This is a genomic window from Cedecea sp. (genome assembly GCF_036500665.1).
In the GTDB taxonomy this organism is placed as follows: Bacteria; Pseudomonadota; Gammaproteobacteria; order Enterobacterales; family Enterobacteriaceae; genus Cedecea.
Genome location: NZ_DASYBS010000093.1, coordinates 1 through 13,620, shown reverse-complemented (window position 1 = coordinate 13,620; position 13,620 = coordinate 1). Strand labels below are relative to the sequence as shown.

Sequence of the window (13,620 nt, the reverse complement as noted above, 5' to 3'; positions counted from 1 at the left end):
ATCGACGCACCGCTTGCGCCGGAAAGAAAGAGGCTTAGTAACCCTGAATCATAAAATCAACGGCGCCACACAGATCATCTCTGTAATACGTCAAATCCGCGACCGAAGCGCCGAGTTCTTTGATTGGAATCCCCGCCATCATATGGGTCATAGCAACGCAGGTTTGCCCCTGAATTGTCACGACAGGGCAGATTTTTTCCGGAGGCATAGCCCCCAGCAATTCGCACTCAATAACGGGAATCACCAGGGCATGCTTCAGGACATCAGCAATAGGATGCTGCATATTGATGAGATAAGGATACGTTTTCTTCCCTGCGCCAGTATTCTCGTAGGCATGAAACTGTTCCATCAGAAGGTCCTCTGAAAATCGCTGAACGAGCCGTGCTCCTCAACAAATTCATTAAGCGCGGCGATCTTTTCCTGATTGTCCCTGAGCCACTCAGCCCGAGCGTTTTCGCGAAATTTCTCGATTAATGCCTCGGTCAGTACCGCCGAGATGTTTAACTTCAGCTTACGGGCCTCATCCAGAATCTCCGGCGCGAGCGTGACATTCACCGATTTTTTGGCGGCTGCACTTTCAACACGCATATTAACCCCCATAACAATGCGCATACATTGTTCAATTATAGAGCGATGCCGGGTTAACGATCAATACTCATCCCGTTCGTCGTCATCGTCCGGCTGGTCCAGCACGCTGTAGGCGACGGAACAGAACAAGGAGTTGAGGCGCTTCATATCCCCCAGCAGCCCAAGGTGCAGCGAACTTGTTTCGATGCTCTGCACGTTCTGCTGGTGCAGGCGGTCAACGTGGGCATGGGAGAAGCGGCGGTTCATGATGCGGAAACGGTGCTTATTGCGGCGCAGGCGGCGGGCGCTGCCCAGATCGCTTGAGAAAAATACCGACAGGCTGAGCTGCAGGTTGCTGATCAGCTGCTGAAGCAGGTTATCCAGCTCGGTCAGGCCGTCCTGCGAGAAAGCCCGACGCGCGGCAAGAGATTTATCCGCCACTTCGCTGCCCATGCGTTCGATGATGTCTGCCGCCTGTTCCAGGTTTAGCGACATTTCAATGATTTCCGCCCAGCGTCGCGACTCCATTTCCGCCAGATCTTCTTTTGGCATCTGCGCCAGATAAAGCTTGATGGCGGTATACAGCACGTCCACATCGTCGGCCAGCTTGCGCAGCTCTTTTTCCTGGCGCGGTTCGCCGTGCATCACCTTGCTCCAGGTTTCCAGCATCTGTTCCAGCACGTCCCCCATTCTAAGAGTTTCACGCGCGGCGTTAGATAACCCCAACGCGGGCGTATCCAGTGCCGTCGGGTCGAGATGCTTCGGCTTCATGCGGGCGTCGACTTCCGGCGCTTCGCTGATAACCCGGCGGCAGAAACGCGCCATCGGCTCGGCAAAAGGCACCATCACCAGGCAGCGGATCAGGTTGTAAAAGACGTGAAAGTAGATAACCAGCTCTGATTCAGGCAGCGGCAGGTGATGCATCAGCCGGGCAAGAATATGCACAAACGGCAGCACCAGCAGGCTACCCACCAGCTTAAACAGCAAGCTGCCCAGCGCCACCCGGCGGGCCGCAGCATTCGCGGCGCTGTTGTTGATCATCGCCAGCAGGCCGGAGCCCAGGTTGGCCCCGATGACCAGGCACAGCGCCACATCAAAGGAGATCACGCCGGTAGACGTCAGCGTGGCCGTCAGTAAAACGGCAGCCAGGCTGGAGTAGCTGATGATGGCGAACATCGCGCCAATCAGCGCGTCGAGCATGATATCGCCGGTCAGAGAGGCGAAGATGACCTGAACACCGTTCGCCTGGGTAATCGGCGTCACGGCCCCAACAATCAGCTCCAGCGCCAGCAGAATAAGGCCCAGACCAATCCCTACGCGGCCAAGCTGTCCCGCACGGGTCTGCTTTCGGCTGAGAAAGAAAATAACGCCGATAAAAATCAGCAGCGGCGAAAGCCACGAAAGATCGAAGGTCAGGATACGCGCCATTAGCGCTGTACCGACATCAGCCCCGAGCACGATCACCAGCGCAGGGGCCAGCGCCACCAGGTCCTGGGCAACAAACGAGGTCACCAGCATGGTGGTGGCATTACTGCTTTGCACCAGCGCGGTAACGCCTATCCCGGCGCAGAAGGCGAGCGGTTTCTTTTCTACGCTGTGGCTAAGCACGCTGCGCAGGTTGGCACCGTAAACACGCATGATACCGGTACGCACAATGTGCGTGCCCCAAACCAGCAGTGAAACGGCGGACAGCAGGTGTAACAAAGTCAGCACGGATTTTTATTCTCCTTATCGTTTTTAGGGTTCCTGAGGCAAAAATAGCCACCCTCCTTCAGTATAAGGGGTTAACTTCAATAAAGAGACAAGGCGCCCATAGAGCGCCCTGTAAGTTGTAAGGAAAGATAACAGGTTTGTGAGTCAGTCGGCGTCGTACCCGAGGTTCGGCGCAAGCCAGCGTTCAACCTCGCTGACCGGCATACCTTTACGGCGAGCATAGTCTTCGACCTGGTCACGCTGAATTTGCGCGACGGCAAAGTACTTGCTGTCCGGGTGGCTGAAGTACCACCCTGAAACGGACGCGCCTGGCCACATGGCGTAAGACTCGGTAAGCTTCATGCCAATCACGTTTTCGACGTCCAGCAGCGCCCAGATGGCCGCTTTTTCCGTGTGCTCCGGGCAAGCCGGGTAGCCTGGTGCCGGGCGAATCCCCTGATAATTCTCGCGGATAAGCTCCTCGTTGCTGAGATTTTCCGTCGCCGCATAGCCCCAATAGACTTTACGCACGCGCTCATGGAGATATTCAGCAAAGGCTTCGGCCAGGCGATCCGCAACGGCTTTCACCATGATTTTGTTGTAATCATCGTGCTGCGCATCGTAGGCGCCCGCCAGGTCGTCTTCTTCAACACCGCCGGTGACCGCAAAAGCACCGATGTAGTCTGTTTTACCGCTGTGCTTAGGCGCAACAAAGTCGGCAATGCAGTAGTTCGGGAAGCCGCTTTTTTCGGTTTGCTGGCGCAGATGGCGGCTGACGGCTTTAACCTGAGTCCGCGTTTCGTCGGTATAAATCTCAACATCGTCCCCCACCCGATTCGCCGGGAACAGGCCAACCACGCCGCGTGGCGTCATTGTTTTCGTCCGGTGGAGCATATCCAGCATGTCGTTGGCGTCTTTAAACAGGCGTTTTGCTTCCTCGCCAACAACCTCATCTTCCAGAATGCGTGGGTATTTTCCGGCCAGCGACCAGGTCATGAAGAACGGCGTCCAGTCGATGTAGTTCCGCAGCGTTTCAATGCTGGCGGTAACTTCCTGCACGCCCGGCCGATGCGGAACCGGAGGCGTGTAGCTTTCCCAGTCAAAAGGAAGGTCGTTATCCCGCGCTACCTCCAGCGTAACCGGCGGCGTGCGTGGTTTTTTACGCGCATGCTGCGTTCGCACCACTTCGTACTCTTTGCGGGTACGGGCGACAAATTCATCGCGCTGGGTTTCTGAAAGTAGAGCAGAAACCACGCCGACGGTACGCGAGGCGTTCTGTACGTAGACGGTTGGGCCGCTGTAGTTCTGCTCTATTTTCACCGCCGTATGGGCTTTTGACGTCGTCGCTCCACCAATCAGCAGCGGCAGCGTAAAGCCCTGGCGCTCCATCTCTTTGGCGACGTTGACCATTTCATCCAGCGAAGGCGTAATCAGCCCGGAAAGGCCGATAATATCCGCGCCCACTTCGCGGGCGGTTTTCAAAATTTTCTCGCCGGGCACCATCACGCCAAGGTCGATAATTTCGTAGTTGTTACACTGCAGCACCACGCCGACGATGTTCTTGCCGATGTCATGCACGTCGCCTTTCACCGTGGCGAGGACGATCTTGCCGTTAGTCGATCCCTTTTCCTTACTGGCTTCGATATAAGGCTCGAGATAAGCCACCGCTTGCTTCATGACCCGGGCCGATTTCACCACCTGCGGCAGGAACATTTTCCCCTCACCGAACAGATCGCCGACCACGTTCATCCCCGCCATCAGCGGGCCTTCAATCACTTCGATTGGGCGAGCCGACCGCTGGCGAGCCTCTTCGGTATCTGCTTCGATGAACTCGGTGATCCCTTTCACCAGCGAATATTCAAGCCGCTTAACAACGTCCCAGCTGCGCCACTCGGCCTGTTGCGCATTGGCGGCTTCATCACTTTTGCTGCCGCGATATTTTTCAGCCAGCTCTAACAGCCGTTCGGTGCTGTCATCACGCCGGTTAAGAATGACGTCTTCTACAGCGTCACGCAGCTCGGCCGGAAGATCGTCGTAAATCGCCAGCTGCCCGGCGTTCACGATCCCCATATCCATGCCGTTGCGGATCGCGTAATAGAGGAATACCGCGTGAATGGCTTCGCGTACCGGATCGTTGCCGCGGAAGGAGAAGGAGACGTTAGACACGCCGCCGGAAATCATCGCATGCGGCAGCTCGCGCTTAATGTCTTCGCAGGCGCCGATAAAATCCTGCGCATAGTTGTTGTGCTCTTCGATGCCGGTCGCCACCGCGAAGATGTTCGGGTCAAAGATGATGTCTTCCGGTGGGAAGCCCACCTCTTCGGTAAGAATTTTGTAGGCGCGGCGGCAAATCTCGATTTTGCGCTCGCGGGTATCCGCCTGACCCGCTTCGTCGAATGCCATCACCACCATCGCCGCGCCGTAGCGGCGTACGAGTTTCGCATGGTGGATAAACGGCTCAATGCCTTCCTTCATCGAGATGGAGTTAACGATACCTTTGCCCTGAATGCACTTCAGCCCTTTCTCGATGACGTCCCATTTCGAGGAGTCGATCATGATTGGCACGCGGGCGATATCCGGCTCGCCGGCAATCAGGTTGAGGAAGCGCACCATCGCCGCTTCGGCGTCGAGCATCCCCTCGTCCATGTTGATGTCAATGATCTGCGCGCCGCTGGCGACCTGCTGCAGCGCAACGTCCAGCGCCTCGCTGTATTTTTCTTCTTTGATCAGCCGCTTGAATTTAGCCGAGCCGGTGACGTTGGTACGTTCGCCTACGTTCACAAACAGGCTGTCTGCGCCAATGTTCAGCGGCTCAAGTCCGGCCAGGCGGCAGGCAACCGGCAGTTCGGGGAGCTGACGCGGCGCAACGCCAGCTACCGCTGCGCTCATCGCGGCGATATGCGCAGGCGTCGTCCCACAACAGCCGCCGACAATATTCAGAAATCCGGCCTGTGCCCATTCCCCAATCTGCTGCGCCATCACGTCTGCATCGAGATCGTACTCGCCGAAAGCATTTGGCAGACCGGCGTTAGGGTGAGCGGTCACGTAGCACTCGGCAATACGCGATAATTCAGCCACGTACTGGCGCAGTTCGTCCGGCCCCAGCGCGCAGTTAAGTCCGAAGGAGAGCGCGTCGGCGTGGCGCAGGGAGTTATAGAAAGCTTCCGTCGTCTGACCGGAAAGCGTACGGCCTGACGCATCGGTAATGGTGCCAGAAACCATGATCGGCAGGTCAACGCCGAGCGCTTCAAACTCCGCCTTTACGGCGAAGATGGCGGCTTTGGCATTGAGGGTGTCGAAAACCGTTTCGATCATGATCAGGTCGGCCCCGCCTTCCACCAGCGCCCTGGTCGATTCACGGTAAGCGGCGACCAGTTGATCAAAAGTGATGTTGCGGAAGGCCGGGTCGTTCACGTCCGGGGAGATTGAAGCCGTGCGGTTGGTTGGGCCTAACACACCGGCGACATAGCGTGGTTTTTCCGGCGTACGTGCCGTCCATTCATCGGCACAGGCACGCGCCAGCTTCGCGGCTTCGTAGTTAATTTCCGCCGACAGCGATTCCATTTGGTAGTCAGCCATCGCAATGGTTGTGGAGTTGAAGGTGTTGGTTTCAACGATGTCTGCGCCTGCCTCAAAGTAGGCATAGTGAATCGCGGCGATAATTTCCGGTTTGCTAAGCACCAGCAGGTCATTGTTGCCCTTAAGGTCACACGGCCAGTCGGCAAAACGCTCTCCGCGGAAATCGCTCTCATCAAGACGGTAGCTTTGGATCATGGTCCCCATACCGCCGTCCAGCACCAGAATGCGTTCACTCAGTTGTTGCTTCAGCTTCTCTACATTGTTACTCACGCTCACTCCCACCTTTTTTCCCTGACTGACGGACCTGCAGCCCCATACTTGCACAAACTACAGGGTCGTAAAAGCCGCACGTCAGGAACATGAGAGATGTTCAGCATCACTCATCCGATCAGTCCGTGAGCGGTTGCAAATTCGCCAAATAAAACGAAAATGATTTCCACGATACGAAAAAGGAGTCCGGTATGGTTGCTACAGTCCCCGCTAAACGAGGTAAGAAACCCCGCGCCGCAGTCACCGCTGCCCCGCAGGCCACCGGGCAGGTTCAATCACTCACTCGCGGCCTCAAACTGCTGGAGTGGATTGCCGAATCTCACGGCAGCGTGGCGCTGACCGAGCTTGCCCAGCAGGCCGGCCTGCCAAACTCCACGACCCACCGTCTGCTGACCACGATGCAGCAGTTAGGCTTCGTTCACCAGGTAGGCGATTTGGGCCACTGGACGATTGGCGCTCACGCTTTTGTCGTCGGCAGCAGCTTCCTGCAAAGCCGCAACCTGCTGGCCATTGTGCACCCGATCCTGCGCAAACTGATGGAAGCCTCCGGCGAAACCGTTAACCTCGCGGTGCTCGACAAGAGCGATCATCAGGCGATTATTATCGACCAGGTTCAGTGTACTCAGCTGATGCGTATGTCGGCCCCCATTGGCGGCAAGCTGCCGATGCACGCCTCCGGCGCGGGAAAAGCGTTTCTGGCACACCTGAACGATGATGAAGTTGCCAGTTTGCTGCACCGCAAGGGGCTGCACAACTACACGCCGGCCACGCTGACTTCTCCGCTGCATCTCAAAGAAGATCTGGCGCAAACGCGCAAGCGCGGCTATTCATTTGACGATGAAGAACACGCGCTGGGGCTGCGCTGCGTCGCCTCGTGTATCTACGACGAGCACCACGAGGCGTTCGCCGCAATCTCCATTTCCGGGCCGATTTCGCGCATCACCGATGACCGCGTAACGGAGCTGGGCGCGCTGGTGATTAAAGCAGCGAAGGAAATTACTCAGGCCTACGGCGGCGGGCGCTAGCCCGCCAGGATTAATGACAAAAGGCCGAAAACGTGGTTTTCGGCCTTTTGGGGCAAACCAGTAAACATTATTCATTGCTTTTATCGGACCAGCGTTCAGCCTTTTTAGAGCACGAAATCTTGTTGGCTATTTTGCGGGCCGCTAGCCCGCTCGCTTCACTTCGCCAAACCGCTGGCTGAAGCGCTGGCGGCGGCGATAGGCGAAGACATCTTCTACATAGCCCTCGCGGATGCGGGTTTGCAACGCTCGCCAGAAGTCCGCCCGGAACAGGTCGGCGTGCATTTCATCAAATAGCGGGCGAATGCGCCTGTCCGCGCAAAGATAGTGCCGGAACTCCTCCGGGAAGACATCGCCCGGCGAGATGCTGTACCACGGCTCAGCCGAAAGCTCATCTTCCGGGTAGCGCGGCGGCGGGATATCACGGAAGTTCACCTCGGTCATATAGCAAATTTCGTCATAGTCGTAGAACACCACCCGACCATGGCGCGTAACGCCAAAGTTTTTAAATAACATATCGCCGGGAAAGATATTCGCCGCGGCGAGCTGGCGAATTGCGTTGCCGTACTCTTCTATAGCATCGCGTAGCTGCTGGCCCTCTACCTGCTCAAGCCACAGATTAAGCGGCACCATACGCCGCTCAATATAGAGATGGCTAATAGCAATACGCTCGCCGAGATCGGTAAGCTTTTCCGGTACCTCCTGCCGCAGCAGCGCCATTAGCCCCGGGCTGATTTGCCGCTTGTCCAGCACGAAGTTTTCAAACTCCTGGGTATCCGCCATGCGCCCTACGCGATCGTGCTCTTTTACCAGCTGGTAACAGGCACGTACTCTCTCCGCGCTAACCTCTTTCTGCGGGGCGAATTTATCCTTTATCACCTTAAAAACGCGGTCGAAGCCCGGCAGGGTAAAGACCAACATCACCATGCCGCGTATGCCGGGCGCCTCAATAAACTGCTCGGGCGTGTTGTTAATGTAGGTCAGATATTCGCGATAGCTCTCGGTTTTGCCATGCTTCTGGCAGCCAATGGCCATGTACAGCTCAGCGGTGGTTTTCCCCGGTAAAATTTCGCGTAACCACTCAACAAGCGCAGCGGGAAAAGGGGCATACACCATAAAATAGGAGCGAGCGAAACCAAAGACGATACTGGCTTCAGGGGCGCTGGTGAGGCAGGTGTCGACCATCAGCCGCCCGTCATCAGTACGGTGAATGGGTAATAAAAAAGGAACTTTACCCTCAGGTAAAACCAGCTTACCGACCAGCCAGGCGGCTTTATTACGATAAAACAGCTCGTTGGCGACTTCGAGCGTGGCCGTTCGCAATGCTTCTGCGCCGAACGTTTCATATAGATGGGCCAGTATAAAACCAACGTCCCTCGCAATATCTTGCCAGGGCAGGCGCAGCGGGAGATCGGAAAGCAAGGTCGTGAGCAACGTCGTCCAGCCCTGCTCCGGGAAAAAAGTTTTGGCCAGAGGGCGAGGCAGCGGCCGAAGCTGTTTGCCTGCCTGAGAGCTAAAAATAAAGAGCCGCTCGGGAGTCAGCGAGCGATGGTCGAAGAGCCGACAATAGACTGAATTGAAGAAGCTTTCGGCAATCTCAAAACGCGGGTAATCCGGTAATAATTTGGTGTACTGCTCTTTCACCCGCAGCAAAAACGCGGCGTCGGTATTTTGGCCGCCGGTGATACAGCGAAGCTGCTCGACGACCAGCCCAACATGGTGATCGTAGAGGTTGATACGACTTTTCATCGCCTGCTGAACAGCGTGCCAGTCGGCCTGCTCAAAGCGCTGCTGCGCCCCGGCAGTGACCTCAAGAAATCGCCCGTATTGCGCGTCAAATCCCTGCAGGATGGTATGGGCAATCAGAAGTTCGAGGCCACGCGTCATAGGCTTCTCCGCCGGATTGTGCCCTCTCCCAATAAGAGAGGGATTTTAGGATCAGAACTGCTCTTCTTCAGTAGAGCCGGTCAGTGCGGTAACGGAGGAGGCACCGCCCTGGATAATGGTGGTGACACGGTCGAAGTAGCCGGTGCCCACCTCCTGCTGGTGAGAAACGAAGGTGTAGCCTTCAGAAGCGGCAGCAAATTCAGGCTGCTGTACCTTCTCAACATAGTGGCGCATTCCCTCACCCTGCGCATAAGAGTGCGCCAGGTCGAACATGTTGAACCACATGCTATGGATCCCCGCCAGGGTGATGAACTGGTATTTGTAGCCCATGTCCGACAGCTCTTGCTGGAAGGAAGCGATGGTTTTGTCATCGAGGTTTTTCTTCCAGTTAAATGATGGCGAACAGTTGTAGGCCAGCAACTTGCCTGGGAAGCGAGCGTGGATAGCCTCAGCAAAGCGACGAGCCTGGTCCAGATCGGGTTTAGAGGTTTCACACCAGACCAGATCGGCATAAGGGGCGTAAGCCAGGCCGCGGCTGATAGCCTGCTCAATGCCAGCCCGAGTGCGATAGAAACCTTCCTGCGTACGCTCGCCGGTAATGAACTCGCGGTCATATTCGTCGCAGTCGGAGGTGATCAGGTCTGCCGCATCGGCATCGGTACGAGCGATCAGCAGCGTAGGAACCCCCATCACGTCGGCCGCCAGACGAGCGGCGATTAATTTCTGGATTGCTTCCTGGGTCGGGACCAATACTTTGCCGCCCATGTGACCGCACTTCTTCACCGAGGCAAGCTGGTCTTCAAAGTGCACCGCAGCGGCACCGGCCTGAATCATCGACTTCATCAGTTCAAACGCGTTGAGCACGCCGCCAAAGCCCGCCTCCGCATCCGCCACGATCGGCAGGAAGTAGTCAACGTGGCGTGGATCGCCCGGCTCAATATTCGATGCCCACTGGATCTGATCCGCGCGCTGGAAGCTGTTGTTGATCCGATCGACTACCGCAGGCACCGAGTTAGCCGGGTAAAGCGACTGATCCGGATACATGCTGGAGGCCAGGTTAGCATCCGCCGCAACCTGCCAGCCGGATAAGTAGATAGCCTCGATACCGGCTTTAGCCTGCTGCAAAGCCTGGCCACCGGTTAACGCCCCAAGACTGTTTACATAGCCTTTTTTCGACTCACCGTGCAGCAGGCGCCAGAGTTTCGCCGCGCCGTGCTGTGCCAGGGTACATTCCGGGGTCAGCGAACCACGCAGTTTCACCACGTCTTCTGCGCTATAGGTACGCTCAATGCCTTCCCAACGCGGCTGTGTCCATTCCTGTTGTACTTGTTGAATCTGTTGGCTACGAGAGGTTTTCATTTCGGATGCTCCATTTTTATAAGGTTAGGTTCAGGCAAGCAGGCGGTAGCCCGGCAGCGTCAGGAAGTCGATTAACTCTTCTGAAGTGGTAATTTTTTCCATCAGCCTCGCAGCTTCATCGAAGCGTCCCTGGCTAAAACGCTGGTCGCCCAGCTCGTCCTGAATCACCAACATCTCCTCGGCAAGCATCTGGCGGAACAGCGCTTTCGTCACGATCTGGCCGTTGCTTAGCGTCTTTTGGTGGTGGATCCATTGCCAGATGGAAGTACGAGAAATTTCAGCGGTCGCGGCATCCTCCATCAGCCCGTAAATCGGTACGCAGCCGTTGCCGGAGATCCACGCCTCGATGTACTGCACCGCAACGCGGATGTTGGCGCGCATGCCTTCTTCGGTACGCTCGCCGGGACAAGGCTCAAGCAACTGTGCCGCGGTAATGGGCGCATCTTCGCTGCGGCTGATGTCCAGTTGGTTATGGCGTTCGCCCAGCGCTTTGCCAAACACCTCAACAACCGTGTCCGCGAGTCCCGGATGCGCAATCCAGGTGCCGTCGTGGCCGTTGTTGGCCTCCATCTCTTTGTCCGCTTTAACTTTGTTCAGCACCCATTCATTCCGCGCGCTGTCTTTGCTCGGGATAAAGGCCGCCATGCCGCCCATCGCAAACGCACCGCGACGATGACAGGTTTTGATAAGCAGGCGCGAGTAAGCATTCAGGAACGGTTTATCCATCGTCACGGATTGTCTGTCCGGCAGGACGCGGTCCGGATGGTTTTTCAGGGTTTTGATGTAGCTGAAGATGTAGTCCCAGCGCCCGCAGTTCAGGCCGACAATGTGATCTTTCAGCGCGTGCAGGATCTCGTCCATCTGGAAGACGGCCGGTAACGTTTCGATCAGCAAGGTCGCTTTAATGGTGCCACGCGGCAGATCGAACCGATCTTCCGTAAAGCTGAATACTTCGCTCCACCAGGCGGCCTCTTGCCACGACTGTGTTTTCGGCAGATAGAAATAAGGGCCGCTGCCTTTTGCCAGAAGAGCATTGACGTTATGGAAGAAATAGAGACCGAAATCAAACAGGCTGCCTGGGATAGCTTCCCCACGCCAGGCCACGTGTTTTTCAGGCAGATGCAGGCCGCGCACGCGGCAAACCAGGACCGCCGGGTCGGGCTTCAGCTGATAGATTTTGCCTGCCTCATTGGTCCAGCTGATGGTGCCGTTAATCGCATCGCGCAGGTTGATCTGGCCGTCGATGACTTTGCTCCAGCTCGGCGCCAGGGAATCCTCAAAGTCGGCCATAAAGACTTTTACGTTAGCATTCAGGGCGTTGATCACCATCTTACGTTCAACCGGCCCGGTAATTTCTACCCTACGGTCGAGGAGATCCTGAGGAATGCCTCTAATCTGCCAGTCACTTTTACGAATGGAATCAGTTTCCGAATTAAAATCAGGAAGCTTTCCGCCGTCGATAGCCTGCTGTTCAGCAATGCGAGATGCCAGCAGCTTGTTGCGCTGTGGAGTAAAGCGACTCACCAGATCGCTGAGGAATTCTACGGCTTCCGGGGTGAGGATCTGCTTCTCTTGCTCGCCAAACGGCTGGCTAAAGGCCAGCTCTTCGCTAACTGTCTGTTGTGTCATTCGGTTACTCCTTCGTCTTATCCCGTCGAGACGGCCAAAAGTGAATCGCGCACGGCTGTGCAGTTTTCATGCAACAGAATTAAGACTACTTCATGAATTTTTAAAATCAAAAACAATTTCCATTTTTGATTTTAAATTGATTTATCGCATTGATATTTATGAGATTAAAGTTTTTACAGGCAGGGAAGTGGTTTTCAGAATAGAAAAAAGGCGCCGAAGGCGCCTGTGGTGGGAAGCTGAAACGCTTAATCGAGCGTCGGATTCATGTGGCGCAGGTCGAACGGCGTGATCTGGTAGACGTAATAGTTCAGCCAGTTGGTGAACAGCAAGTTACCGTGGCTGCGCCAGGTCGCATGTGGTTTTTTCGCCGGATCGTCACCCGGGAAGTAGTTATACGGTACTTCCGGCTGAAGCCCCGCCTCGACATCGCGGAAGTATTCACCTGACAGCGTCAACGCGTCATATTCCGGGTGGCCGGTCACAAACGCAATGCGCTTATCCCTGCTGCCAAACAGATAGGCATCGCCCTGTTCTGTTTCGGCAAAGATCTCCAGATCGGTGTAGTCCCGAATCAGTTGTGCAGGGAAGTCGGCATAGCGAGAGTGAGGCGCCAGGAATGAGTCGTCAAAGCCGCGCGTCAGCAAAGCATGGGGCTGAGTAACATGGTGCTCGTAGACGCCAGACAGCTTTTCATCCCGAGTTTGCTTCGGAATACCATACAAAATATTCAGCGCGGCCTGCACGGCCCAGCAGACAAACAGCGTTGAGGTGACATGATCTTTGGCCCACTCCAGGACCTGCTGGATCTGCGGCCAGTAAGCGACATCGTTGAATTCAACCAGCCCAAGCGGCGCGCCGGTCACAATCAGGCCGTCATAGTTATCGTGTTGGATATCTTCAAAATTACAGTAAAAGTTATTGAGATGCTCACTAGGCGTGTTGCGAGATTCACGGCTATCAATGCGCAGCAGCTGGATGTCCACCTGCAGCGGAGAGTTGGAGAGCAGCCGCAGGAACTGGTTTTCCGTCTCAATTTTCTTCGGCATCAGATTCAGGATCAGTACCTTTAGCGGACGTATTTCCTGATTGCTGGCGCGCGATGAAGTCATCACAAAGACATTTTCCTCACGCAGGAAATTGACGGCTGGTAGCTCGTCCTGCACCCGAATCGGCATAACCTTATATCCTCAAAGCATACGTTTAAACGTTTAGACATCCAGACACCTGACGATACCGAGTTTATAGATCAATGTCGAGTCAGAAGCGAAAAGGTGAAAATGTTTCATTTAAGAGTGATAACGAAGGGCAGATGCTTACGCTGGATTGAAGGCAGGAATGCAGTGGATAAATCTGCCGTAGAGAGTTAAAAATATGAAGGGTATAAAAGCAAAAAACCCCGGTCTTCCGGCCGGGGTTAATGCTTATTTGATGCCAGATAAACAAAAAACCCCAGCCGTCAGGCTGAGGTTTTCTGTTTTATTTGATGCCTGGCAGTTCCTACAGTACTCGTATCATCCTGATACTCGCCCCTTTGGGGCCGCCGCACACGGCGTTCAAACGTGTTCCCGACACGTTTGTCGCATGCCCATGCTCGTGCAGATAATTTCCTGATACC

9 protein-coding genes are annotated in these 13,620 nt (G+C 55.6%); 1 reads left to right on the top strand and 8 read right to left on the bottom strand.

From position 1 onward, the window contains the following. Positions 1-34: 34 nt before the first annotated feature. The 4 genes from VGM55_RS14455 to metH form a co-directional block, all read right to left on the bottom strand. Positions 35-349: a CcdB family protein gene (locus VGM55_RS14455; RefSeq protein WP_154188591.1), complete on the bottom strand. Its 315-nt coding sequence runs from the start codon at positions 347-349 to the stop codon at positions 35-37. Further along, a complete protein-coding gene (locus VGM55_RS14450) occupies positions 349-612 on the bottom strand; it encodes a type II toxin-antitoxin system CcdA family antitoxin (protein WP_154188592.1) in 264 nt (87 codons plus the stop codon). The genes VGM55_RS14455 and VGM55_RS14450 overlap by 1 nt, the downstream gene beginning before the upstream one ends. Positions 613-648: 36 nt before the next feature. Next, positions 649-2,280 (bottom strand): Na/Pi cotransporter family protein, encoded by a 1,632-nt coding sequence (locus VGM55_RS14445; RefSeq protein ID WP_331635857.1) that lies wholly within the window; start codon positions 2,278-2,280, stop codon positions 649-651. A gap of 144 nt (positions 2,281-2,424) precedes the next feature. Beyond that, positions 2,425-6,108, bottom strand: coding sequence for a methionine synthase (gene metH / locus VGM55_RS14440; RefSeq protein WP_331635856.1), 3,684 nt, complete (start codon positions 6,106-6,108; stop codon positions 2,425-2,427). A 191-nt stretch (positions 6,109-6,299) separates the two neighbouring features. On the opposite strand from metH, the gene iclR reads away from it, so the two are divergent. After that, positions 6,300-7,133, top strand: coding sequence for a glyoxylate bypass operon transcriptional repressor IclR (gene iclR / locus VGM55_RS14435; RefSeq protein WP_331635855.1), 834 nt, complete (start codon positions 6,300-6,302; stop codon positions 7,131-7,133). Between the two features lie 141 nt (positions 7,134-7,274). On the opposite strand, the gene aceK is transcribed toward iclR, so the two are convergent. The 4 genes from aceK to metA form a co-directional block, all read right to left on the bottom strand. Then, positions 7,275-9,017, bottom strand: coding sequence for a bifunctional isocitrate dehydrogenase kinase/phosphatase (gene aceK, locus VGM55_RS14430; RefSeq protein ID WP_331635854.1), 1,743 nt, complete (start codon positions 9,015-9,017; stop codon positions 7,275-7,277). A 51-nt stretch (positions 9,018-9,068) separates the two neighbouring features. Next, entirely contained in the window at positions 9,069-10,376 is a 1,308-nt protein-coding gene (gene aceA, locus VGM55_RS14425) for an isocitrate lyase (protein WP_154188595.1), read from the bottom strand. A gap of 30 nt (positions 10,377-10,406) precedes the next feature. After that, complete coding sequence (aceB, locus tag VGM55_RS14420) at positions 10,407-12,005, bottom strand: malate synthase A (protein ID WP_154188596.1); 1,599 nt, start codon at positions 12,003-12,005, stop codon at positions 10,407-10,409. Positions 12,006-12,250: 245 nt separating this feature from the next. Continuing rightward, the gene (gene metA / locus VGM55_RS14415; RefSeq protein ID WP_061276085.1) at positions 12,251-13,180 is read right to left on the bottom strand and encodes a homoserine O-acetyltransferase MetA; all 930 of its coding nucleotides are present in this window, start codon (positions 13,178-13,180) and stop codon (positions 12,251-12,253) included. Positions 13,181-13,620: the final 440 nt, after the last annotated feature.

Coding starts and splice junctions, on each gene's coding strand:
- metA (WP_061276085.1), bottom strand. CDS start 13,180: ATGCCGATTCGGGTGCAGGACGAGCTACCAGCCGTCAATTTCCTGCGT.
- iclR (WP_331635855.1), top strand. CDS start 6,300: ATGGTTGCTACAGTCCCCGCTAAACGAGGTAAGAAACCCCGCGCCGCA.
- aceA (WP_154188595.1), bottom strand. CDS start 10,376: ATGAAAACCTCTCGTAGCCAACAGATTCAACAAGTACAACAGGAATGG.
- VGM55_RS14450 (WP_154188592.1), bottom strand. CDS start 612: ATGCGCATTGTTATGGGGGTTAATATGCGTGTTGAAAGTGCAGCCGCC.
- VGM55_RS14455 (WP_154188591.1), bottom strand. CDS start 349: ATGGAACAGTTTCATGCCTACGAGAATACTGGCGCAGGGAAGAAAACG.
- aceB (WP_154188596.1), bottom strand. CDS start 12,005: ATGACACAACAGACAGTTAGCGAAGAGCTGGCCTTTAGCCAGCCGTTT.
- aceK (WP_331635854.1), bottom strand. CDS start 9,017: ATGACGCGTGGCCTCGAACTTCTGATTGCCCATACCATCCTGCAGGGA.